The sequence below is a fragment of the Thalassospira profundimaris genome (genome assembly GCF_003326795.1).
Lineage (GTDB): Bacteria > Pseudomonadota > Alphaproteobacteria > Rhodospirillales > Thalassospiraceae > Thalassospira > Thalassospira profundimaris_C.
Window position 1 is genome coordinate 59,200 of record NZ_JPWI01000006.1, and the last position, 23,322, is coordinate 82,521.

The window sequence follows — 23,322 nt, forward strand, 5'->3', positions numbered from 1 at the left end:
CGCAACAATCAGAAAGCTTTATTGTTTCAGGTTGCTCTTGGGTTCTGGCGTTGCTGCCGGTTCATGTTGGGATGTCATGGTATCGGCATTGGGGGTGTTGCTATTTGCACTGCCACCGGCTGTTTTGTCATAGTTTGGCGAAACAGCCTTAAGCAATTCGCTCATTGTTCCCGGCGATGAGGCCTCATTCCCTGACTTTGTCTGATCTGTCTGTTGGGAGTCGGTTTGTGCGCTGGTTGCACTATTTGTGCCTTTGGATGGTTTGCCCGATGGATCGGTGGGCATTTTCAATCCCGGAGAAATCGCATTCTGTGGCGCAAGTTCCTGTGAACGTGCATTGAATTGAGTGGCGTCGGGCAGCGTATCATCATTGTCATCAACCATTTCTGCACTGGTCCGGGCAACCGGTGCGTCTGCAGTATTGAGGATAACCGGAAGGCCATCCTTGCCGCCGATGATGATGGTTTTGCTGTTTCTCGATGTTGCAAGCGACATGGTCGCTTCGATCCCGCGCAGGCGCAAATATTCCTCGGTAATTGTTTTGGCAACGATGTCCTGGAACTCGCGGATACCTTCTGCCTCGATCTTTTTGCGTTCTTTTTCTTTCTGTTCGCGTGCGATACGGAAATCATATTCAAGCATGGCCTGATACTGTTCTGCCTTGCGCTCGATCGCGTCGGCAACGCGCGGGGGCAGGGTGACAGAACGAATCAGGACATCTTCAACCGTGACCAGACGCCCGCGGAAACTTTGATTAACCAGCGACGACCCAAGTTCATTGACCATCCGTTCAAGGATTTCGGCCTGAATGAAGGCACGGGTTTCCGTATAGAGCTGTTCCGGGGTGTAGCGCGAAATCAGTTCACGGGCATGCGACCCGATTTCAGGATAGACGAGAATTTCCGCATAGTTCGGGCCAACAAGTTTATGCAGCATACCCGCAGCTTCGCGGTTGATCCGGTAACGCACCGCGATATCGACTTCCATAGACAAGCCGTTTGACGAAATGGTGTCATAGACGCGGGCCTGATTTTGCAAGCGGGCGTCATAGACATACATTTCATCCCACGGGAAGATCATTTGAATGCCTTCACCATAGGTCCGGTCAACAACCGTTCCCCCAAGGAACCGGTACCACATGACACCGACATGGCCAGCAGGGATGGTAATGAATATTTGCGGTGCAAGGGCAATCATCGCGATGATGATAAAGAACAGGGTGATCAGAATTCTGGTCTGAAAACGCTGAACCAGACGCCGCAGCCAGGACACCAGCCGATGACCAAAGCCACGCTGTTCCGTGGCGCTTTGCGCAGGATTGCCCTGAGGCCCGCTATTTGGCGCTGTCGTGCTTTCAGCCATTCATCATCTCGTCTTCAGGTGTCGTTCGGAAAATGGTGTTTGCACGTCAGTAATCGTCCAAGTTGTTCATTTTTTCGCGGACATCACGGGACGGGCGCGCGATGAGCTGCACGAGAAAATCACCGATCGGAGTAATGATCAGGGCCACAATAAAATGGCCAAGGAAGCCAAACGATGTCCGGCGGCCAAGCAAGCCGCAAATCACTGCGGCCAGGATATAAAGTATAGCAATTACCAGATGCATGGATCGTGGCCCTGTAAGTAGCATACGTTAAATTCGCGCATCTCAGACAGCCTGTGCCTTGTTGCCGAACTTGAAACCTTCTTTGAACTTTTCCTTGAAGTAGGGTTCAGCCGCTTTGGGATCAAAGTTGCTCATTGTGCCGCCTGCTTCGTAATGCTGCTGAAAGACCTTGCCCAGCGCATAAGTGAAGGCTGCATTGAAGCCGGGCATCGTCAGAATGCTCAGCGCAGAGCCAACCACAGGAAGCGCCTTGGCGACATTGGAAAACAGCCCCGTCGCCAACAGGGATTTGCCCAAAACACTGCTGGTGAGGCTGGCAACGAAACTGGCGATCACCGATTTGCCGCTGTTTTCGGTAAAGGGCACCTCGTGAATGCTGCTAAGCTCGGCCAGCATTTTCAACTGTACGGCGACGATCGCAGCAGAATCCAGTACGGGTATCGGGATCAGTCCGGTACCAGCTGCCCAAAGTGTGTTTTTCCGGATTATGGCATCGGACCTGCGGTGAAGCTTTTTGCGTCTAAGCAGTTCAAGACGTTCACTGTCCATATTGCCCCCCAGTTTCATTCCTCGTGAAACCATAAACACTAAATATAGACACTGCAATTTGTTTCAGAGGGTTAGAAGCCATTCGACGCTGTTACATTGGTAATCAACGATATAATATCCATGCGGGAAATATGTTATGAACGGGTGATGCTTTGCATTATTCGATCAGGATGCACCTTGGGGGAAATCACTTGAGCTTAACGGCCAAAATAGCACTGGCGATCATTTTGATCTTTGTCGCAGCACTCGGCATGACGACGATGCTCAACTATATGCGGTTTGAACAGACGCTTCGAACCGTCCTTACCCAGCGCATCAATGTGATCGCCAATGAAACCGCTCAGGATCTCAGGGCTGCTATTGATATCGGGTTGCGCCTTGAGAACATGGAAAACCTTGATGGCATCCTGATGCGCCGTCTGGGCATGTCTGACGAGATTGCCGAAATGTCGGTACGTGATTGCACGGGAAATCTGATTTCGGGTGAATTATCCAGGCAGGGCGGGACTGTTTCCACAACGCCGGTTCAGACCGGTGGTATCCAGTTCAATGATGAGATCGCATTGCTTGATACGAAGCTCGAAGACAGTCTTGGCAAATGTGCCGGCAGCCTTCGTCTGACGGCCGATCTGTCGGTGATGAACGGGCGCCTTGAAAGCGCTTTGGCTGAAATGATGAAGTCAGCCGGGATCGGCATGGTCGCGGTTCTTCCCATCCTTTGTCTGTTGCTATGGCTGATGAACCGGCGGCATCGGGTCTTTGTCAGTCTGAATAACGATGTCAAACGCGCCATTCTTGGTCAGAACTCCACGGATGATTTCCATGATCGGGACCTGTTGACGGAAAGCGAAATCGAAATGGTCGCGCTGTATCGCGATATCCGTAAAAACCTGCGCGATGGCACGTCATCAGATGCTCCGTCACCGACCAATAACGAGAAGCCGCAATGACCCATCCCGATAAGCAGACTTTGTTAACAGATCAGGCCAAGTCCGGCGCGCCACGTGGGCGTATGTTGCCCAAGGGGACGGTCTGGATTTTGTCATTGTTCAGCATCCTGATGCTGTGCGTTGCACTGATCGGTATTTCCTGGCGGGCTGCGGAACTTGCACGCAGTGACCTGCAACTCGAAATCAGTCAAAAGGCCGAGATCGAGGCCGAAACACTGGCAGGCAAGATCAATCGCGCGATCAATCTGGGTATTCCACTCGCGGAAATTGTCGGCTTCTCTGATGTTCTTGTTCAGTTAAAGCAAGCAGACCCGGATTTGCGATTTGCAGCTGTTGTCCATGATGGCGATCTTCTTCATACGGGCGGCCTCGGCAAAGGTGCCTTGGAAAGTGCGCTTGCCGATCAGCATGACGGGCTGAGCAACGATTACATCATCACCCAAATCAGTCTTCCTCACGAGATCGATAATACCGACGATATTGAAATTATAATCGGGCATGACCGGGCCGCACTGATGCGGCCCCTGACGGATAATCTTTTTGATATTGCGGTGATCCTGATCATTTCGCTTGCCCTGTCGTTTGAGCTGGTCCTTCTGGTTTTGACGGTGAATGTCGCCTTGCCGGTGCGTGTGGCGCAGCGGGTTTTGACCAGTGTTCGCGAAAAGCAGTTCACGCTTCTGCACGGGCAATCGTCGCGGGACGAAATCGGCAAGTTCATGGAAAACATCAATGCCGTCGTCACCCAGACGGCAAGGAAGCGCGGAACAACCCCGCGGTCCGAACGCGAGGTCAAGCTGATCGGTGTCAGGTTGCTGGCATTCCTGTTTGTTCTGGCCGAGGAACTTGCACGTCCGATCATGCCAACCTTCTTTGGCAAGGTGACGTCGAGCATGGCCGATGGAAATATGGCGGCCGGTATCATCATGGCGGTTCACTTGCTGATGGTGGCGATTGCCATGCCGGTTTGCAGCCTGTTTCAGGAACGTGTCGGATCGCTTCGTATGTATCTCACGGGGGCGTTTCTGGCGACGATTGGTCTTTGTGGAACGGCCTTTGCCACCGGCATGTGGGATTTGCTGATCTGGCGGGCATTTTCGGGTATCGGCTATGCCACGACGTTTGTCGCCTGTCAGGCCTATGTGATTGATGCAACAACCGAGCGCAATCGTACCCAGGGTACAGCGATGATGGTTAGCGGGATCATGCTTGCAGATATTTGCGGGCCGGCAATCGGCGGGATTTTCGCGGGGCATTTTGGCGAGGCAACAACATTCATTGCCGGTGCCGTTGTCGCAAGTCTTGCTGTATTTCTGGCCTTTTTCCTTCTTGATACGCATGTGCGCGGACAAACACCGCTCCCCGTTCCGACACGCAAAGCCATGAAGGCATTACTGGCAAACCGGCAGTTCCAGGTGCTTATCCTGTTTGCTGCGGTTCCTGCCAAAATGATCCTTAGTGGATTTTTATTCTACCTGACCCCGCTGATCCTGATCGAACAGGGGGCAACAATCGCTGAGACCGGCCGGGTGATCATGCTCTATGGTCTTGTCGCATTGCTGACGGGATGGAGTGTCGCGCGCTGGACGGATAGCAAACAGCGCGAAACCCGGGCGGTCGGAATTGGTGGTGGATTGACAGCACTTGGTCTTCTTCTGGCGGGTTTCATGCCGCTTTACGGTGTGTTTGCGGTGGCCGTCGGATTGCTGGGACTGGCACAGGCGACGTCAATTCCGGCTCAGGTTTCGGCAAGTTTGAAGATCAGCCGCGACTTTACCGAAGAACACGGTACGGGGGCTGTGCTTGCGGTGTTGCGGTTGGCTGAACGTCTGGGGGGCGCGACCGGACCATTGCTTGCTGCGGGACTTGCCTTGTGGCTTGGAACGATTGGTGCCGTGACTGTTTTTGGCGTGATAGCACTTGTTTCGGTTTTGTGTTTCGAATTGTTGATCGGGCATGTTGACGCAAGCCCCAAGAAACAGTCCGAACCGCTAGAAGAAGGGGCGTCATCGTGAAACACATTCAGTTTGCGCGAAATGCTGCCCGGTCTTTGAGCAGTGTTGTCTTGTTTTTGCTGTGCCTTGTCGCCGTGAACTTTTTTAGTGCTCAGGCAGTCCAGGCCAAGGGCGAGAAAGACGATCCCCTGAGGATTGCGATGATCCTTTGGCGCGGAGAGACCCGGGTCGAGGAAGGATTCCGTGCCTACTTCAAGGACCGCGACATTGCGATTGATCTGCAAGTTCATGATATTGCCCGCGATCTTGACAAGATACCTGCGATCATCGAGAAAATTCGCAAAGACCCGCCTGATCTGGTTTACACTTGGGGAACTGGCGTAACCTCGCGGGTGGTTGGAAAATATAATGACTTTGATCCGGCCAAGAACATCACCAAGCTGCCGGTGGTTTTCGTCATGGTGTCTGCACCCTGGAAAACAGGCATTGCTGCGCCTCGCGGCCAATGGCGCCCCAACGTCACCGGGGCAGCCCATATCGCACCGCTATCGGCGCAAATTCAGGCCATTCGCGCCTATCGTCCGATGACGAAGCTTGGCGTGGTTTACAATGCCGAGGAAGACAATTCCCTGTCCAATATCAGCGATCTTAAGGTGCTTGGCGAAGAAATGGGGTTCGAAGTCCTTGAAGCACCGTTGGGCCAGAATGCAAAACCCAAACCCGAAGACATTGCCCCGGCGGTCAAAATGCTGGCGGAAAATGGGGCTGATTTCCTTTATATCGGGCCGGATAACTTCATCGGGACGTATCGTGATGAACTGACCGAGGCAGGATTTGTCAATGGTCTTGCTGCCTTTAGTGCCACCGAACTTGAAGTCCGTGACGGTCAGGCGATGCTGGGGCTGGTCAGTCGATATGAGCTTGTCGGGCGACTGGCCGCCAGCAAGGTTGAAGACATTCTGGTCAACCAGATTTCACCCGCCGATATACCGGTTGAAACGCTTGATCGGTTTTCCTATCTGATCAGGCTTTCATCGGCACGCAGGCTTTCGCTTTATCCGCCTTTGTTGCTTCTTGATTATGCGGAAATCATCGAATGACGGCGGTCATCAGGCGACTGGATGAAACGCATCTTGATGCGGTGATAGCACTTCATCATGACGTTATTGCCGATATGCCTGCCGGAACGGTTGCAAGCGAAACAGACGCATTTTTCCAGTCCCACATGAACGATTGCGGTCAGATTTTTGGTGCTCTGTCGGACGGTGACCTGATTGCCTATAGTGTATTGGGTCTACCGCGTATTGGGGATCCGAATTTCGGGATTGATCATCACTTGTCAGCCGGGGACTTGCAACAGGTCGCCCATATTGACGGGGTCGCCGTTCGCAAGGACCATCGCGGATCAAAGTGGCAGCAACGCATGGTGATACACCGGCTAGAAGCCGCACGGGCATGCGGCCGGGCCATTGCGCTAAGTACGGCGGCACCCGGAAATGTACCAAGTGTGATTAACCTTCTGGCCGCCGGAATGCGGATTTGCGGGGTGAAGGAAAAATTTGGCGGTGTGCGATATTTGTTTCGATGTGACCTGACGGGCGATAAACCGGCAAAGTTACAGGAATCGCTCCACATGGATGACTGGTCACCGGTTTCAGATGTCACATCTGGCAAGAACATGATCGCAGATGGAATGGTTGGTGCTGGGTATCGTCAAGGGCAGGCCGGGAATAGTGGTCCGGATATTGGTTGGATGCGCAGAGAGCGGGTTTGATCCGTTCCGGCCCTATTGCATTGTCCGGCGATAAGCAGGCTGGTTGCTGCCATTAACAGCAACCGGTTGCTGATAATGCGATTGCCAGTCACAGGCATGCGGATCGGTTTCCCAATAGCATGCTGCACCTTTGTGGAAGGTTAGAAAGTTACCCTTTTTAAAGAGATCGTCGCCATTCACACTGCGGAAGGTCGGGTTCTCGGCCTTAAGCTGTTCAATATTTTCGTGGATGATGCGGGTGATCCAGTAAACCACATAAGGGTCGGCTGGTTCATAGGCGATCAGCGATGCCTTGAACCCGTAAGATTCAATATCGGCTTCCTGTCCGGCATAGGTGCGCGCAGGAAGAACCTGATTGAAGAAATAATTGTTGGCTTCGACCAGTTTCTGGGTCAAAGGGCCACCCATGCCGACAACTTCGGCGTCGCAATCAAGGCTTTCCTCAATCAGGGATGCCGGGTGACCGATCCACAACCCATAGGCATCGATATAATTCTCGCAGATGCCAAGCCGGTTGTAGTCCTGTGCAACATTATAGACGGTTTCGAGGTCGTCTTGCGCAATGCCATATTGCTTGAGAAGTTCCAGCCACAACTCACGGGTTGCGGATCCTTCCGGCCCGATATTGATGCGCTTGCCCTTAAGGTCGGCGACACTGTTGATACCTGAATCTTTTCGGACAACCAGCAATCCCATTTCATCATGGAGCGACATGACCGATTGCGCACCGGGGATCGGATTGATGTCCTTGAAGGCTTCCCAGTTATTATTGGACTGCACCAGTGCCAGTTGGACGCGGCCTTCCTTCATCAGGCGGATATTGCTGCCCACACCTTGCGAGCGCAACGGAACACAATGAATTCGATGCCGCTTGTAAGTACGTTTCATCATGTCACAGATGGTAGCGGCTACCTGAAAATAGACGCCATTGGTACTGCCGCTATAGATCGCTGCGTAATAGGATTTTTCACGTGACCCATTTCCGGTGATTTCCGCGTTATTGCTGAAATTGGCAAGGCCATCTTCCACCAGCGAATTCCGTCGATACTGTGATAAGGGAATGGCGTCAGGCTTATAAACATAACCATCGACGATATCCTGCGGTAACGCGACATTCGCCGGGCTATCGTCAAAATTGTCGATATCAAGTTGATCCCCATCATAAGCCTCTATGGCCTCAGTCGATGACAGGGACTGTGTGTTTTCCATATTCGAGGGATTGGGGGCTTGTGCGATGGCGGGCCTTCCGGCAAGCGTGGCCAACAACGTCCCGAGAACGAAACATCCAGTGAGCGATGCAGATCGACGGGCGGAGCTTTGCAAGTTGATAACGTCCGAAAGCAGTTTGCGCGATAGTGGGTAGTCTAAAGGATTTGACACACGCCCGTCGAGATTCAATATCGCTTAAACATACGTTTCTCAGATAGTTGCGTCTTTTTGCAGTATGCCTCGCCACCTAAACCAATCATTATGCGCAGGTTGATCGGCGGGGTGACCTGCCCCTACCATAGAGATGCCGTTGTCGGCCGTCAGGAGTAAAGCATGAGCCCAAAGGACACCTTCGAACCGACAGGGGCAGAAATCGCTCAGGCATTTTCCCTGATTTCGTCCTGGCCGGAATATGGTGAAAGCCCGCTCATCTGTGCGCAGGGGCTGGCAAAGGAACTGGGCGTGCGCACCATCTGGATCAAGGACGAAAGCAAGCGTTTCGGGTTGGGCGGGGTAAAGGCACTGGGGGCGCCCTATGGCCTTAAGAAACAGCTTTTGCAACAGGGGCTGGAGCCGGGTAGTGCCGCGTGCAACGCATTTGTCGCTGTGGCGGCAACCGACGGCAATCACGGTCTTGCCGTTGTCTGGGCGGCAAGAAAGTTTAACTGCCGGGCCAGGATTTTTGTCGGGGAGGATGTCGATCCGGCTCGCATGCGCAGGATTGTTGATTGTGGTGGTGAACTTGTCACCATCAACGGAACCTATGATGATGCCGTGCTTGCCGCCGAGGAATATGCCAGGGCCGATCATGTTTTGCTGATCACGGATACCGATTATCACGGTGATCTTGTGGTGACCCGCGATATCATGGCGGGCTACGCCGTTCTGGGTGTCGAATGTGCCCGTCAGTTACGTGCTTTTGGTGCGGATATCGACAAGTTCTATTTGCAATGTGGTGTGGGTGGCATGGCGGCCGGCTGTGCGATTGGCTTTTGGCATGAAAGTGGCACCAAGCCACAAGTCTGTAGCGTCGAGCCGGAGACAGCTGCCTGTGTTAAGGCAAGTATTGAAAATGGTCGGCCAACGCGCGTGCCGGGAAAGTTGCTGACACGCATGGTCGGGCTTTCTTGCGGATATCCCAGCCTGCCGGCTTTGAGAATTCTTGAAGATGTCTGTTTTGACAGCATCGCGATTGACGATGCCTGCGCCAAGGAAGCGCAAGACGCGCTTATGTCGGGTATCGGGGGTGATGATCCTGTGGATACTTGGGATACCGGTATTTCAGGCCTCGCGGGGCTTTGGCATGTGGCGCGCGATCCGGAACTTCGTCGCAAACACGGGCTTGATGCCGATAGTCGTATTCTGGTGGTAAACAGCGAAGGCCGAATACCGCCCGAATATCTTTAGGTCACCGTGTGTTCATAAAAGTGAAGCGTCGCTGGACACATTTCATACCGGTGGTTACAGTTGAAACGGTCGACAATCGGTCGGTTCTTGGGGGCTGTTAAATCAATGAAGTTGCTGGAATTGTTATCTTTGGAAGATAACAAACTAAAGCTCCGGCTTGCCGTATCCGGGCTGCTTTCCGGATTGGGAAGTGCAGCCCTTCTGGGGTTGGTAAATACCGCCGCCCAAGAAATCAGTGACAATGGTCTGGATCGTGTCAACTGGGTGTTGGCAGGCAGTTTTGTCGCCATCACACTCATTTACTTCTTTGCCGAGGTTTTCCTTCTGAGCAACATCGCGCGCCAGATCGAACAGGGCATTGACCGCATTCGTCAAAGATTGTTCACCCAGATCGCCATGGCCGACTTCGTCAAGCTTGAGGCAATCGGGCAGGAACGACTGTTCAAGAATATCACCCAAAGCACACAGGTCATTTCGCAAAACGCGCATCTGATCGGCATGTGTTTCCGCAGTGTGATGTTGCTGATTGCGGTGATGATCTATGTGTTCTGGATTTCAAGTCTGGCCTTTTTCCTGATCATTGGTGTGATCGGGATTGGGATCGTCATTTATTTGCGGATGGGGCGTGCGCTTGGTGAATGGTTTGGCAAGCTGCTGCAGGTCGAAGCCGAGATGTTTGAAAAGATTGCCGATCTGTTCCGGGGCATCAAGGAAGTCCGGATGTGGTCAAAGCGCAGTGACAGGCTTTACGCAGCATTTGATGCTTCTTCGACGAAAAAGGCAGAATATGGTCATAAGGCCCACGACCTGATTTCGCGTCAGATGATCATGGGGATGTCGGCATTTTACATTCTGCTGGCCATTGTTGTTTTCATTGTCCCGGTTTATTCCAGCAGTTTGACCTCTGATATTCCCAAAATCAGTGTTGCGATCCTGTTCATGATCGGCCCGATTTCGGTGATGGTTCAGTCGATGTCGGTTTTTAGCCAGATCGAAGGTTCTGCATCGCGGATGCTGGCATTGTCCGATGATCTGGCCGAGATCCGTGAAGAGGCCGACGAAGAAAACGCCAAGGAACTTCCCGCGGAATTCGGGCATATCGACTTCGAAGCTGTGACATTCACCTATCCCAACCGCGACCCGCGACACGGGTTTGTCCTTGGGCCGATTGATCTTTCGGTCAAATCCGGCGAACTTTTGTTTGTGACCGGCGGGAACGGTTCGGGGAAATCGACCCTGGTCAAACTTCTGACCGGTCTTTATCGTCCGGAAAGCGGGAAAATCAGTATCGACAAGACCCAGCTTGGTGTGCACAGCATTGCGCCGTACCGCAATTTGATTGCGACGGTGTTCTCCGACTTCCATCTTTTTGCTGAATTGCACGGCGTCGATACGCTTGATACGGACGAGGCAAATTTCTGGCTTGAACGGTTTGAAATTTCGCATGTTACAGCAATCCGTGAGGGCCGGTTTGTAACAACGGCCCTGTCATCGGGGCAGCGTAAACGTCTTGGCCTGATTTCGGCCATTCTGGAAAAACGGCCGATCCTGGTTCTGGATGAATGGGCCGCCGATCAGGACCCGTATTTCCGCAAAAAGTTCTATACAGAAATCCTGCCGGATCTGAAAAAGCGCGGCATCACGGTAATTGCTGTGACCCATGACGATCACTATTTCGAAATGGCAGACAGAAGACTTCATCTCGAAAACGGCAAGCTTTCTGAAGTCACCCTTGATGATCCGCGCGGGAGGATCTGAGCCATGTTGATGTTCCGTCTGCTCAAATCTCGTGTCGGTCTGAACCTTCGGACTGTTTTTGCACTTTCATCCATGTCGGCGATTGCCACGACACTTGTGCTGGTGGTGGTCAATCTGGCCTCGGATCAGGCGCAGGAACATAAGGTCAATCTACAACTGTTGCTGATGATGGTTGTGTCGCTGGGCGGCTATATGTGGGCACAGCACAAGTCCGATGTGATGGTTTCAGACGAAGTCGAAGCCATGCTGCACGAATATCGTGTCAGGCTGTTTGATCAGGTGCGAAAAGCCGGCCCCGATGTTCTGGCAAAGGTCGGGCAGGGATCGGTTCATGCCGCCATCACGTCGGAAATGCAGACGATCTCTAACAGCTTGCCGATTATGCTTAACGGTGCACAGCAGATCGTGCTGGTCGTTTGTGTCGGGCTGTATCTGGCATGGTTGTCTATCTTTGCCTTTGTCATGCTGGCGGTGCTTGTTGTTCTGGCAGGCTTTATCCATGTGCATCGCATCAACCGGGTCAATGCTGCGACCCGTGCGTCCGAAGACGACGAAGCCAAACTGTTTGACGGCCTGAATGATCTGCTTGCCGGGTTCAAGGAAGTCAAAATGAATACCCGGCGCAGGAATGCGCTCGTCGAACAGCTTGGGGAACGCTCGAAACGGGCGTGTAGCGCAAAGGCGCTGTCCAAGGCGCAATGGTCGCGCGAAAGCGCCAGCATTCAGCTGGCCTTCTACGCGATGATGGCGGCCATGGTGTTTATCGTTCCGATCTTTACCTCGGATTATCATGATGTTGCTGTGCAGGTCACAACCGCGACCATGTTCCTGATCGGGCCAATCGGCACCGTAATCATGACATTCCCAAGTTTTAATAATGCTGAAACATCGCTTGGCCGGATTGTTGAACTTGAAAACAATCTGTCGGGGGTCATTGATGCGCAAGAAGCGGAAATGCGCGAAAAATCAGGATCAATGCCACAGGAAAGCAGTCCGTCAGCATCGTCAGACTGGCATGAGAAGATCGATGAAATTGCCCTTGAGGATGTGCGCTTTGCCTATCGGTCTTCGACAAACGGATTTGCGGTCGGGCCACTGGACGCTGTGTTCAGGCGGGGTGAAATTACCTTTATCAGTGGTGGGAACGGGGCCGGGAAATCAACGATCATTTCCTTGCTCACCGGCCTTCGAGATGTCGATAGCGGATCGATCCGGATCAATGGTCATGCGTTACGACCCGACGACATGCAGGCCTATCGCGACAGTTTTGCCACAGTGCTTTCGGACTATCATCTGTTTTCCGAGCTGTATGGTATTGAGCAGGTTGACGAGGAAAAGGTCAACGCGCTGCTGCGCGAAATGGAGGTTGATCACAAGGTCACCCTTGATGGCCTGTCATTCTCGACCACAGCGCTTTCGCAGGGGCAACGCAAACGTCTGGCACTGATTGCAGCACGCCTTGAAGGTAAGCCTGTTCTGGTTCTTGATGAATGGGCCGCCGATCAGGATCCGCATTTCCGCAAGGTGTTTTACGAGGAAATCCTGCCCGCCATGCGCAAGCTGGGCAAGGTCATCATTTGTGTGACCCATGATGATCGCTGGTTCCATATCGCCGATCAGGTTTGTCACGTCCGCGACGGCATCATTGATGCGGTGCGCAGCCAATAATATTCCGCGAGAGTACGTCATCCATGGCGTGAAACTGTAATCGGCCCGGACTTGAAGTCGGGCCGATTACGTATCAATGCGTGTCACGTCAGATATTTATTGAACCAGTCGATGGTGCGTTGCCAGGCCAGCTCGGCAGCATCCTTGTCGTAACGCGGCGTGGAATCATTGTGGAAACCATGATTGGCCCCGGGATAGATATAGGCCTCATAGACCTTGTTATTGGCCTTTAGCGCCTCTTCATAGGCGGGCCATCCGGCATTAATCCGTTCATCAAGCTCGCCATACTGCAACAGGATCGGGGCCTGAATGCGTGGCACGTCCTCGACCGCAGCCTGACGTCCATAAAACGGAACGGCCGCACCAAGTTCGGGATAGGCAACGGCTGCGGCATTTGCCACGCCGCCGCCATAACAAAATCCGGTAATCCCGGTTTTCTCGGTGGTGGCTTCATGCGCAGTCAGGAATTCGATCGCGGCAAAGAAATCATTCATCAGTTTGGTCGGATCGACAGTACGCTGGAGTTCGCGCCCCCTGTCATCATTGCCCGGATAACCACCAACCGATGTCAGGCCATCCGGGGCAAGTGCAATGAAGCCCGCCTTGGCGACGCGGCGCGCGACATCTTCGATATAGGGGTTAAGGCCACGGTTCTCGTGCACGACGACAACACCGGGAACCTTGCCTGCAAGATTGGCCGGTTTGACCATATAACCACGTACTTCGCCATGACCATTGGGCGAAGGATACATGATATATTCAGCGACAATGTCGGGATCGGTAAAATCGACCTGATGGGCCATCGCATAATTCGGGCTCATGGCATTCAGGATCGCAAGTGCGGTCATGCCCCCCACTGCATATCGACCGGCACGATCCAGAAATTCGCGGCGATCAATCATGCCATGGGCATAGAAATCATATAGCTCAAGAAGTTCAGGCGAAAAATCCTTGGCAGTCAAACGTTCCATCATGCGCTCCTGTCCTGAATGACATGGGGAATGGGGGCTGGTGGTGACGGTATCAATGACAAGTAAGTGCAAGGCAATGCACGTCGGCGCCACCCGCTTCGCGGCGCGCCAAGATGTGCGAATGAGTTTCATCCAAGCCGGACTTTTCGCAAATCACAAACGCGCTATTGGCCTTGATTAAGTAAACGAGTTCACATACGGCCTGCGAATGCCGGGTGGATCACCGGGAAGGTCGGATTGGATCAGAAAACACCCTCGCGGGTGATCTGATAATCCTTGAGTGCAGTGGCAAGTTGCATGGCAAAACGTGCCGAGGCCACAGGCAGAGTACGACCACGCATCTGCCCAAGGATCAGATTTCCCGGTGGTACGTCGCGTTCCGAAATCGGCCGAAAGACCAAGGAACCATCATCAGGTACTTGAAGGCCAATCGGGATTTGGAAGCCGATGGCGTTTTCATGCAGAATATAGTGGCGAATAAGTTCGAAACTTTCGGTTTCGACCACCGGGGAAACCTGTCGTGATCCGCGCCGGGCTGCAAAATCAAGGAGATGGCGTACGCCAAACCGGTGTGTCGGTGCGACATGCGGAACATCCAGACAATCCCGCAAGCGGATTTCGTCGCGTGCGCACAGCGGATGGTCGGCGCGCATGACAACATCAACTGTTTGCGGGATGGCATGAATGACTTCGAAATCCACCAGATAGATCGGTTCGAACACAAGTGCCAGATCGCTTGAATAGCTGGCAAGTTCCTGTTCTGCCTGTGCGCGGTCCCGGACATTGACGCTAAATGTCACGCCCGGATGGGCCGCACGATAGATCGCAATCTGTTCTGGTAGAAAATAGGGCAACATTGCCTGCGAACAGGCGATTGATACGTGACCGCGCCGTTCGCCGCTAAGATCGGCAACCTGTCCCTGTACGCGCTCAAGGTCGGACGCCATGGCGCGATAGTGATGCAGCAAAAGTTCGCCTGCCGGATTAAGACGCACACCACTGGGCAGACGTTCAAAAAGTTCTGCGCCGAATTCTTCTTCAAACCCGTTGATGCGGCGGTTCAACGCTGATGCCGTCAGGTTCATATCCTCGGCTGCTTTGCGCATTGAGCCCGCCCGTGCAACAGCTTCGATCAGTCGGAAGGTTTGCAAGTATCTCATATCTCAACCATTTTCGATGGTGTTGCATTTTTTGCACCGGATTGGTGAAAACATAGCAGTTTTCGCGAACGCAAAATACTGCAAACTGACAGCAACGGATTCTAAAAAGCTGTTCATGGGGGTTTTCACGATGGTTACCAGACGTAATTTTCTAAAAGGTAGTGCTGTTCTTGCCGGTACCTTGCCTTTCGCCCGGACATTTTCCGCACTTGCTGCCGGAAGCGACACGCTGGTCGCCGTATCGTCGCAAACGGTCAACAGTCTTGATCTTCACCGCACCGGGACCAACCGTGCGTCCTATCAGATTGCGGTAAACTGCTATGACCGGCTGGTGTCGTTCGGCTCCAAACCGGCTGAAGGCGGCGGACTTTCCTATGATTATTCAACCATTGTGCCGGAACTGGCGGAAAGCTGGACCTTCTCCGAAGATGGCATGACCATCACCTTCAAGCTGAAATCCGATGCCGTATTCAATGATGGCAGCAAAGTCACCGCAGCAGACGTCAAATGGTCGTTTGACCGTGCCGTCAGTGTCGGTGGTTTCCCGACGGTTCAGATGAAGGCAGGCGGCTTTACCCGCCCGGAACAGTTCGAAGCCATCGACGATGAAACCTTTGTCGTGAAGCTTGATCAGGCATCAAAACTTTCATTGCCCGATCTGGCGGTGCCGGTGCCCTTTATCATCAATTCCAAGGTCGCCAAGGAAAATGCGACCACCGATGATCCCTGGGCGATGGAATATCTGCACACCCACACCATCGGTTCGGGTGCCTATAGCGTTACCCGTTGGGATGCCGGTCAGCAGGTTGTCTTTGAACGCAATGACAAATGGGTTGGTGGTCCGACCCCGCCGGTACGCCGCGTGATCATGCGTGAAGTTCCGTCTGCGGCAACCAGCCGTGCACTGATTGAACGTGGTGACGTTCAGGTTGCCTTTGATATTCCCGACAAGGATGCAGCCGAGCTGGCAGGGAAGGTCACCGTGCATTCAACCCCGATTGAAAACTGCATCCATGCGCTTTGCCTGAACACCAAGTTCGAACCGTTCCAGGACCCGGATGTGCGCAAGGCCATTGCCTTTGCCGTGCCCTATGAGGCGATCTTTAATGCGGCGGCCTATGGACGTGGTGCCCCGCTTTGGGGTGGCGAACCAAAAGCAACCGACATCGCATGGCCGCGCAAGTCGCCCTATGACACCGACCTTGAAAAGGCCAAGGAACATATGGCCAAGTCCGGCTTCGCCGACGGATTTGAAACGAAGCTTTCGATTTCGACCGATCTGTCATCATGGATGGAGCCCGCAGCCCTTCTTATTCAGGAAGCGGTTGGCAAGCTTGGCATCAAGGTTGAGATTGAAAAGATCCCGGGTGCCAACTGGCGTACGGCGGCACTGGTTGAAAAGCGCCTTGATTTCCATCTGGAAAACTTTGGCGGTTGGCTCAATACCCCGGACTACTATTTCTTCTGGGCCTATCAGGAAGGTCATCTGTTCAACTCGTCAAACTACTCCAATGCCGAGGTCGAACAACTGACCAATGAAACCCTGCACATGGCCATGGATGATCCGGAATATGCGCCGAAAATCATGCGCATGATCGACATCGTTCATGAAGACCTGCCGCGTATTCCGTTGTGGCAGCCTGCCCTTAACGTCGCACTTAACGGGGCGGGTGGATATGAATTCTGGTTCCACCGTCAGCTTGATATCCGTGGCCTGACAACGGTGGAAAGCTAGGATCATGGCAGTCCGGGGAACCAGCGTTTTGACGCGCATCGCACAGGCCATTCCGGTCCTGTTCGGGGTCATCGTTATCAGCTTTGTCCTGACGCGCGCCTTGCCTGGTGACCCGGCTGTCCAGTTTGCCGGGATCATGGCAACGCCCGAAACCATCGAAGAAACACGGGCGAAGCTTGGTCTTGATAAACCCCTGCCAGAACAGTTCGTGGTCTATCTGGGGCAATTGTTTCAGGGGGACCTTGGGCAGTCGGTTTCGACCGGGCGACCGGTTCTGACCGAACTTGCAAGCCGACTTCCGGCGTCGCTTGAATTGACGTTAAGTGCGCTTTTGCTGTCCTGTCTGGTAGCTGTGCCGCTGGGTGTTCTGGCGGCAACGCGACCGGGAAGCTGGATTGACCAGATCTGTCGATTGCTGGTGACCATGGGGGTTTCGCTTCCGACCTTTTTCACCGGCGTGATGCTGATTTACATTTTCTATTATCTGCTGGGCGTTTCGCCATCCCCGCTTGGGCGACTTGATTTCATCTATCTTGATCCGCCCCATGTGACCGGCTTCTTCCTGATTGATGCGGCACTGGACGGGGATTGGGAAACATGGTTCGGCGCACTTAAACAATTGATCCTGCCAGCGGTGACGCTGGCGCTGTTTACGCTGGCCCCGATTGCCCGCATGACCCGTGCCGCGATGCTTTCGGCATTGTCATCGGATTATATCCGGACCGCGCGTGCGGCGGGCCTTGGATCGGGTCGCATTCTTTATGGCTATGCGTTTCGCAATGCGCTGCTTCCGGTCGTAACCACGCTAGGCATGGTGTTTTCCTTTGTACTGGGCGCGAATGTACTGGTCGAAAAGGTCTTTGCCTGGCCGGGGATCGGATCATATGCGGTCGAAGCCCTGATTGTTTCGGACTATGCCGCGGTTCAGGGATTTGTCCTGGCGATGGCGTTTCTTTTCGTCTTCCTTAATCTGGTGATTGATCTGGCCTATTCGCTGATTGATCCGCGTTTCGGGACATCTGGCAAATGAACAAGATCGTTTCATCCGCGTCTGATGCCGCATCGGTTCAAGTGGCGACGGCCAATGGCCCCGTGACCCCGGCAAAATCGAAATCGGGTGCCTTTGCCCATCTGATCTATGTGCTGCGTGAAAATCCGGTGACGGGCATTGCCTTTGCCATGTTCGGGATTTTGATCTTTGCTGCGATCTTTGGTCCGATGATCGTGCCCTATGATCCACTTGCCACCGATGCCAGCAGCGTCCTGCAGCCGCCATCCTTTGCCCACTGGTTCGGGACCGACAATCTGGGCCGCGATGTGTTTAGCCGTGTGGTGGTGGCAACCCGTCTTGATCTGGTGATTTCGGTGGCCGCTGTTGCCTTGTCCTTTGTGATCGGATCATTCCTTGGCGCGGTTGCCGGGTATCGCGGCGGCTGGACGGACATTACGCTGAACCGTGTGCTTGATACCATCATGGCCTTTCCGCTGTTTGTTCTCGCGATGGGGGTGGTTGCGGCCCTTGGCAATTCGGTTGCCAACATCATTTACGCAACCGCGATCATCAATATCCCGTTCTATGCCCGACTGGTCCGGGCCGAGGTCAATATTCGTCGCAATGCGGGCTTTACCCTTGCCGCCAAGCTTTCGGGCAATAGTGATGCGCGCATTCTGGCCTTTCACATCTTCCCCAATGCGCTGCCGCCGATGATGGTGCAGGTGTCGCTTAATCTGGGTTGGGCGATCCTGAATGCCGCAGGGCTCAGCTTCATCGGGCTGGGTGTCCGCCCGCCGACCCCGGAATGGGGGATCATGGTGGCCGAAGGCGCGAATTTCATCGTTTCGGGCGAATGGTGGCTGGCACTGTTTCCGGGGCTTTCACTGATGATTGCGGTTTTGACCTTTAACCTGATGGGCGATGGACTGCGCGATATCGTCGATCCCCGCCGGAGGACATGATCATGCTTTCGATCAAGGGATTAAGCGTTGCCTTCCGGACGCGAAACGGCGAAGTCAACGCAGTCAAAGGGATCGATTTCGAACTGGCAAAGGGCGAACGCCTTGGCATTGTCGGGGAAAGTGGATCGGGCAAGTCGGTGACGTCCTATGCGCTGATGCGCATTCTTGATGCCGGTGGACAGATCAAGGCGGGGGATGCGATCTATAGCGGGATCGATCTTCGCAATGCATCCGAACGCGATATGCGTGACATTCGCGGGCGTGAAATCAGTATGATTTTCCAGAACCCGCGCGCAGCACTCAATCCGATCCGCAAGGTCGGCCATCAGATCGAAGACGTTTTGCGCCGTCATAGCCGGGCAACCCGCCACAATGCCAAAGCCAAGGCGATTGAAGCACTCGAAGCGGTTAAAATCCGCGATGCCGCTGCCCGTTATGAGGCCTATCCGTTCGAACTTTCGGGTGGCATGTGTCAGCGCGTGGTGATTGCCCTTGCGCTGGCGTGCGATCCGAAACTGATCATTGCCGATGAACCGACCACGGGGCTTGATATCACCACCCAAAAGGCGGTGATGGATCTGGTCGATGATCTGGTGCGTGCACGCGGCATGTCATCAATCCTGATCACCCATGACCTTGGACTGGCATCGCAATATTGCGACAGGATTGTCGTGATGAAGGATGGCCTGATCGTCGAGGCTGGTGATCCGGTGACCCTGTTTACCGATCCGCAACATGCCTATACCCGCAAACTGGTCAATGCCACGCCACGCCGGACCGGTTCGATCCGTGCCTTGTTGCCGGAAGGAGAACGCACCGAGCTTGCGCCGCATGTGGTTGGTCAGAAGCCGCTGATTGATGTGGTCAATCTTGCCAAGACCTATCAGGGCAAAAGCGGCCCGGTTCATGCGGTCAAGAAAATCAGCTTTACCATCCACGAAGGCGAAAGTGTCGGTCTGGTCGGTGAATCCGGTTGTGGAAAATCGACCACGTCCTCAATGCTGGTACGGTTGCTTGATGCCACATCGGGCAGCATCTTTTACCGTGGCGAAGATATTGCCAGCCTCCCGGCGGCGAGCTTTGCCAGGCATCCGTTGCGTTCGAAAATCCAGATGGTTTTTCAGGATGCAACGGATAGCCTCAATCCGCGCTTTACCGCCCGCCAGGCCATTGCCGACCCATTATACCGGTTGATGGGGATGCGCGGGGATGCGGTGACCAAACGGACCGAGGAACTGGCCGAAATGACCGGCTTCCCTGCCCATCTTCTGGACCGGTTTCCCCATCAGCTTTCCGGTGGGCAAAAGGCCCGTGTGGGAATTGCGCGCGCCCTTGCCACTGAACCCGATTTTCTGATCCTTGATGAACCGACCGCTGCCCTTGATGTGTCGATCCAGGCGCTGGTTTTGAACCTTCTGGCGGATCTTCGTGTGCGTCTTGGTATCAGTTACCTGTTTGTCAGTCATGACCTTAACGTTGTGCGGTTGCTGTGTGATCACGTCATCGTCATGCAGAACGGTGCAATCGTTGAATCCGGTCCGGTCGCGACCGTGATGGAAACCCCGCAACATGCCTATACCCGCGAATTGCTTTCGGCCGCCCCACAGGCTCCGGAACGTGAAATCGCCTGACCGATATCTGCCTTCAAACTTCAATTACGCCACAGACGGAATGCAAAAATGATTGCTGATCTTCCTTTTACACTTGCCGCCCTGCGGCAGGCATACGCATCAGGTGTGAGTCCGACGCAAGTCATCGAAGAGGCGTTTCGTCGACTGGATGCCACCAATGATCCGGGCATCTTTATTCATACTGCACGCGATGCAGCCCTTGCCGCGGCCAGGGAACTTGGCAGTTATGACGGACGTCCTCTTTGGGGAGTGCCCTATGTCGCCAAGGACAATATCGATGTTCTTGGCATGCCAACTACGGCAGCCTGTCCTGATTTTGCCTATGATGCGACGCGTGATGCATTTGTAGTGGCCCAGCTTCGTGCGGCCGGTGCGATCTGCCTTGGCAAAGCCAATCTTGATCAGTTCGCAACGGGTCTTGTCGGGGTGCGCAGCCCCTATCCGGTGCCACTGAATGCGGTTGATCCAGCAATTGTGCCCGGTGGTTCATCGTCGGGATCAGCCGTTGCGGTTGCGCACGGGATTGCGACATTCTCGCTTGGAACCGATACGGCGGGGTCGGGGCGTGTACCCGCAGCGCTAAACAGCATTGTCGGCCTTAAACCGACCCTTGGTGCCTTTTCGGCAAGCGGGGTGGTTCCGGCCTGTCGTACCCTTGATACGATTTCGATCTTTGCGTTGAACGTGTCAGATGCGTGGGACGTGTTCGAGGTTTCCGCGAAATATGACCCCAAGGATGCCTATTCCCGCGACTTCCCGGCAATGGGCGGGTTGTGCTCTGTTGTACCGACGCGGGTTGCCGTGCCCAATGCCAACACCCTTGAAACATTTGGCGATGACATTCAGGCCAGCCATTTCCACAAGGACGTCAAAAAGCTGTCCGAGCTTGGATGCGAAGTCACCGAGATCGATTTCACGCCGTTCTACAATGTCGCGAAGATGCTTTATGAAGGCGCATGGGTGGCAGAACGGGTTGCCGCGGTTGGATTGCGTCTGACCGAAAAGCCCGAAACCATGCATCCAACCACGCGCGCCATTCTTGAACCGGGTTTAAAGCTTTCAGCTGCCGATGCCTTTAACGGTATGTATCGCCTTAAGGATCTGGCGCGGGAATGCGAATTTGCGATGGCCGGGATTGATGCTATCTGTGTGCCGACCATTCCGCATTTCGTATCGGTCGAGGATATTACCGCCGATCCGATCGGGCCGAATTCCCGTCTGGGGACCTATACCAATTTCGTCAATTTGCTTGATATGTGCGGGATTGCCGTGCCCACGGGGGCGCGCAGCGATGGCCGCCCGGGCAGTCTGACCATCCTTGCGCGTAAGGGCGAAGATGCCATGGTTGCCTCGCTGGCAGCGCGTATGGAAGACGGCATGGTTGGTGCGACCGGTTGGGATCGGGCTAAACCGTTGCTTCCTTCTGATACGGTCGGGGCCGATGAAATCGGCATGGTGGTTTGTGGGGCGCATATGTTGGGCCTGCCACTTAATCCCGAATTGACCGGGCGCGGGGCACGGTTGCTGCGCAAAACCAAGACGGCCGCAAAATACAGCTTCTACGCTCTTGCCGGTGGTCCGCCCAAACGTCCGGGCATGGTCGCGGTTGCGGAGGGGGGAGCTGCGATTGAGGTCGAGGTTTGGGCATTGCCGAAATCGGAAGTCGGTGGTTTCCTTGCCGGGATTCCGTCCCCGTTATGTCTTGGCTCGGTAGAGCTTGAAGATGGCACCTTCGAGAAGGGCTTCCTGTGTGAAAGTGCCGGTCTGGTCGGTGCAACCGAAATCACCGATCTTGGAAGCTGGCGTGCCTTTATCACCAAGATGGCGGGCTAAGCTATCGGGTTTTGTGCGGTGCTAGCACGAAATCAAATGTGGATTTCCAAATGGTCGTGCCGTTATCAACTTTGTCAAACGGCGCGACCAGACTTTCCTTCACGCCAAAGACCGTATCGGCCGGATATGCACCGGGCGATGGGGCTATCGTGGGGCTGGTCGCAGCACAAGGATACTCAATCGGAACTGACGCGGATCGGCTTTCCATTGATCCATGCCAGAACGGCCTCAACGGTTTGACCGTAAAACACTTCCCAAGTGTGGCGCGTGACATAGCCAAGATGGGGTGTCAACAACAACCGCTCACATTTGCGCAGCGGATGCGATGGCGGCAAAGGTTCGCGGTCATAGACATCAATTCCGGCGCCTGCGATCTCGCCCTTGTTAACGGCATCAATCAGGGCAACGTCATCGACAATCGGTCCGCGTGATGTGTTGATCAGGAAGGCGGTTTTCTTCATCTGTGCGAATTCAGCACTGCCGATCAGCCCGCGTGTCCGGTCCGAAAGACGCTGATGAATGGTGACGAAATCGGCATCACGCAAAAGGGTTTCCTTGCTGTCCATGTATTCGACTCCCAGTTCTTCGCAGCGTTCTCTGGTCAGGTTGGCGCTCCAGGCAGTGACACGCATCTCAAAGGCCTGCGCGATTTTGGCAATCTTTGCGCCAAGCCGTCCCAGACCAACGATCCCCAGTGTCGAACCGGCAAGGTCCTGTCCAAGACCAATCTGCCAACCGCCACCGCGCATGGAAGCGTTCTCGTCGACGATATTGCGCGCCAGTCCCAGCATCAGGGCAAAGGTCAGTTCAGGTGTTGCGGTGGACGGGCTTTCTGTGCCGCAAACAGTGATGCCAAGTTGATTGGCAGTTGCGACATCAATCGCGTCATTGCGCTTGCCGGTCGTCACAATCAGTTTCAGGTTTGGTAATGCGCGTATCAGTTCGCCGGATATCGGGGTGCGTTCGCGCATGACGCACAAGACATCAAAGGGCATCAAACGATCACGAAGGGCATCCGGATGAATGATCGTGTCATTAAACACCGTGATTTCGCCGTGAGCAGTCACGCCTGACCAGTCCGCAGCTTGCAGGGCAAGATTCTGGTAATCGTCAAGAATGGCAATGCGCATAGTGTGGTCGTTCCCGTTTCGGCCCGCGTT

Annotated in this window: 19 protein-coding genes; 12 read left to right on the top strand and 7 right to left on the bottom strand. The window is 54.2% G+C overall.

Translation table 11 applies throughout. The features are described from left to right. Positions 1–18 precede the first annotated feature (18 nt). Genes TH30_RS10785 through TH30_RS10795 form a run of 3 tightly spaced genes read right to left on the bottom strand, consistent with a single transcriptional unit; the run spans position 19 to position 2,155 of the window. Positions 19–1,362: a prohibitin family protein gene (locus TH30_RS10785; protein WP_114098105.1), complete on the bottom strand. Its 1,344-nt coding sequence runs from the start codon at positions 1,360–1,362 to the stop codon at positions 19–21. Between the two features lie 46 nt (positions 1,363–1,408). Next, positions 1,409–1,606 (bottom strand): hypothetical protein, encoded by a 198-nt coding sequence (locus TH30_RS10790; protein ID WP_114098106.1) that lies wholly within the window; start codon positions 1,604–1,606, stop codon positions 1,409–1,411. Between the two features lie 42 nt (positions 1,607–1,648). Beyond that, complete coding sequence (locus tag TH30_RS10795; protein WP_181850240.1) at positions 1,649–2,155, bottom strand: YcjF family protein; 507 nt, start codon at positions 2,153–2,155, stop codon at positions 1,649–1,651. Positions 2,156–2,346: 191 nt separating this feature from the next. Here TH30_RS10795 and TH30_RS10800 point away from each other — a divergent pair, with 191 nt between their 5' ends. The 4 genes from TH30_RS10800 to TH30_RS10815 are packed head-to-tail and all read left to right on the top strand — an operon-like array spanning position 2,347 to position 6,834. Then, on the top strand, positions 2,347–3,105 hold the full coding sequence (locus TH30_RS10800) for a hypothetical protein (protein WP_147251972.1): 759 nt from the start codon (positions 2,347–2,349) through the stop codon (positions 3,103–3,105). Next, complete coding sequence (locus TH30_RS10805) at positions 3,102–5,120, top strand: MFS transporter (protein WP_114098109.1); 2,019 nt, start codon at positions 3,102–3,104, stop codon at positions 5,118–5,120. The genes TH30_RS10800 and TH30_RS10805 overlap by 4 nt, the downstream gene beginning before the upstream one ends. Then, complete coding sequence (locus TH30_RS10810) at positions 5,117–6,160, top strand: ABC transporter substrate-binding protein (protein WP_114098110.1); 1,044 nt, start codon at positions 5,117–5,119, stop codon at positions 6,158–6,160. Before TH30_RS10805 ends, TH30_RS10810 begins: the two co-directional genes overlap by 4 nt. Continuing rightward, entirely contained in the window at positions 6,157–6,834 is a 678-nt protein-coding gene (locus TH30_RS10815; protein ID WP_114098111.1) for a GNAT family N-acetyltransferase, read from the top strand. The genes TH30_RS10810 and TH30_RS10815 overlap by 4 nt, the downstream gene beginning before the upstream one ends. A gap of 12 nt (positions 6,835–6,846) precedes the next feature. Here the strand turns inward: TH30_RS10815 and TH30_RS10820 are convergent, their stop codons facing one another. Next, on the bottom strand, positions 6,847–8,097 hold the full coding sequence (locus tag TH30_RS10820) for a TAXI family TRAP transporter solute-binding subunit (RefSeq protein ID WP_147251974.1): 1,251 nt from the start codon (positions 8,095–8,097) through the stop codon (positions 6,847–6,849). A 279-nt stretch (positions 8,098–8,376) separates the two neighbouring features. On the opposite strand from TH30_RS10820, the gene TH30_RS10825 reads away from it, so the two are divergent. The 3 genes from TH30_RS10825 to TH30_RS10835 all read left to right on the top strand — a co-directional run bounded on the left by TH30_RS10825 (position 8,377) and on the right by TH30_RS10835 (position 12,876). Beyond that, positions 8,377–9,450 (top strand): pyridoxal-phosphate dependent enzyme, encoded by a 1,074-nt coding sequence (locus TH30_RS10825; RefSeq protein ID WP_114098113.1) that lies wholly within the window; start codon positions 8,377–8,379, stop codon positions 9,448–9,450. A 105-nt stretch (positions 9,451–9,555) separates the two neighbouring features. Then, entirely contained in the window at positions 9,556–11,208 is a 1,653-nt protein-coding gene (locus TH30_RS10830; protein WP_114098114.1) for a cyclic peptide export ABC transporter, read from the top strand. 3 nt (positions 11,209–11,211) lie between these two features. Continuing rightward, on the top strand, positions 11,212–12,876 hold the full coding sequence (locus tag TH30_RS10835; protein WP_114098115.1) for a cyclic peptide export ABC transporter: 1,665 nt from the start codon (positions 11,212–11,214) through the stop codon (positions 12,874–12,876). Between the two features lie 83 nt (positions 12,877–12,959). Here TH30_RS10835 and yghX read toward each other — a convergent pair whose 3' ends face one another. After that, positions 12,960–13,847, bottom strand: a complete 888-nt coding sequence (yghX, locus tag TH30_RS10840) for a YghX family hydrolase (protein WP_114098116.1) — start codon at positions 13,845–13,847, stop codon at positions 12,960–12,962. 242 nt (positions 13,848–14,089) lie between these two features. Further along, positions 14,090–15,007, bottom strand: coding sequence for a LysR family transcriptional regulator (locus TH30_RS10845; RefSeq protein ID WP_114098117.1), 918 nt, complete (start codon positions 15,005–15,007; stop codon positions 14,090–14,092). 130 nt (positions 15,008–15,137) lie between these two features. Between TH30_RS10845 and TH30_RS10850 the strand changes: the two genes are divergently transcribed. Genes TH30_RS10850 through atzF form a run of 5 tightly spaced genes read left to right on the top strand, consistent with a single transcriptional unit; the run spans position 15,138 to position 22,162 of the window. Further along, positions 15,138–16,742 carry an ABC transporter substrate-binding protein gene (locus TH30_RS10850; RefSeq protein WP_114098264.1) on the top strand — a complete coding sequence of 535 codons (1,605 nt, stop codon included), beginning with the start codon at positions 15,138–15,140 and terminating at the stop codon, positions 16,740–16,742. 4 nt (positions 16,743–16,746) lie between these two features. Beyond that, entirely contained in the window at positions 16,747–17,772 is a 1,026-nt protein-coding gene (locus tag TH30_RS10855) for an ABC transporter permease (RefSeq protein ID WP_114098118.1), read from the top strand. Continuing rightward, the gene (locus tag TH30_RS10860; protein ID WP_114098119.1) at positions 17,769–18,698 is read left to right on the top strand and encodes an ABC transporter permease; all 930 of its coding nucleotides are present in this window, start codon (positions 17,769–17,771) and stop codon (positions 18,696–18,698) included. The genes TH30_RS10855 and TH30_RS10860 overlap by 4 nt, the downstream gene beginning before the upstream one ends. Positions 18,699–18,700: 2 nt before the next feature. Continuing rightward, complete coding sequence (locus TH30_RS10865; RefSeq protein WP_114098265.1) at positions 18,701–20,329, top strand: dipeptide ABC transporter ATP-binding protein; 1,629 nt, start codon at positions 18,701–18,703, stop codon at positions 20,327–20,329. Between the two features lie 48 nt (positions 20,330–20,377). Continuing rightward, positions 20,378–22,162, top strand: a complete 1,785-nt coding sequence (gene atzF / locus TH30_RS10870; protein WP_114098120.1) for an allophanate hydrolase — start codon at positions 20,378–20,380, stop codon at positions 22,160–22,162. A gap of 176 nt (positions 22,163–22,338) precedes the next feature. On the opposite strand, the gene TH30_RS10880 is transcribed toward atzF, so the two are convergent. Continuing rightward, positions 22,339–23,292, bottom strand: coding sequence for a D-2-hydroxyacid dehydrogenase family protein (locus TH30_RS10880; protein WP_114098121.1), 954 nt, complete (start codon positions 23,290–23,292; stop codon positions 22,339–22,341). Between the last annotated feature and the right edge of the window lie 30 nt (positions 23,293–23,322).

Excerpts from the sequence above, each read along its gene's own strand:
- atzF (WP_114098120.1), top strand. The coding sequence starts at position 20,378 with ATGATTGCTGATCTTCCTTTTACACTTGCCGCCCTGCGGCAGGCATAC.
- TH30_RS10835 (WP_114098115.1), top strand. The coding sequence starts at position 11,212 with ATGTTGATGTTCCGTCTGCTCAAATCTCGTGTCGGTCTGAACCTTCGG.
- TH30_RS10860 (WP_114098119.1), top strand. The coding sequence starts at position 17,769 with ATGAACAAGATCGTTTCATCCGCGTCTGATGCCGCATCGGTTCAAGTG.
- TH30_RS10845 (WP_114098117.1), bottom strand. The coding sequence starts at position 15,007 with ATGAGATACTTGCAAACCTTCCGACTGATCGAAGCTGTTGCACGGGCG.
- TH30_RS10815 (WP_114098111.1), top strand. The coding sequence starts at position 6,157 with ATGACGGCGGTCATCAGGCGACTGGATGAAACGCATCTTGATGCGGTG.
- TH30_RS10795 (WP_181850240.1), bottom strand. The coding sequence starts at position 2,155 with ATGGACAGTGAACGTCTTGAACTGCTTAGACGCAAAAAGCTTCACCGC.
- TH30_RS10830 (WP_114098114.1), top strand. The coding sequence starts at position 9,556 with ATGAAGTTGCTGGAATTGTTATCTTTGGAAGATAACAAACTAAAGCTC.
- TH30_RS10785 (WP_114098105.1), bottom strand. The coding sequence starts at position 1,362 with ATGGCTGAAAGCACGACAGCGCCAAATAGCGGGCCTCAGGGCAATCCT.
- TH30_RS10850 (WP_114098264.1), top strand. The coding sequence starts at position 15,138 with ATGGTTACCAGACGTAATTTTCTAAAAGGTAGTGCTGTTCTTGCCGGT.
- TH30_RS10865 (WP_114098265.1), top strand. The coding sequence starts at position 18,701 with ATGCTTTCGATCAAGGGATTAAGCGTTGCCTTCCGGACGCGAAACGGC.
- TH30_RS10790 (WP_114098106.1), bottom strand. The coding sequence starts at position 1,606 with ATGCATCTGGTAATTGCTATACTTTATATCCTGGCCGCAGTGATTTGC.
- TH30_RS10825 (WP_114098113.1), top strand. The coding sequence starts at position 8,377 with ATGAGCCCAAAGGACACCTTCGAACCGACAGGGGCAGAAATCGCTCAG.
- yghX (WP_114098116.1), bottom strand. The coding sequence starts at position 13,847 with ATGGAACGTTTGACTGCCAAGGATTTTTCGCCTGAACTTCTTGAGCTA.
- TH30_RS10855 (WP_114098118.1), top strand. The coding sequence starts at position 16,747 with ATGGCAGTCCGGGGAACCAGCGTTTTGACGCGCATCGCACAGGCCATT.
- TH30_RS10805 (WP_114098109.1), top strand. The coding sequence starts at position 3,102 with ATGACCCATCCCGATAAGCAGACTTTGTTAACAGATCAGGCCAAGTCC.
- TH30_RS10880 (WP_114098121.1), bottom strand. The coding sequence starts at position 23,292 with ATGCGCATTGCCATTCTTGACGATTACCAGAATCTTGCCCTGCAAGCT.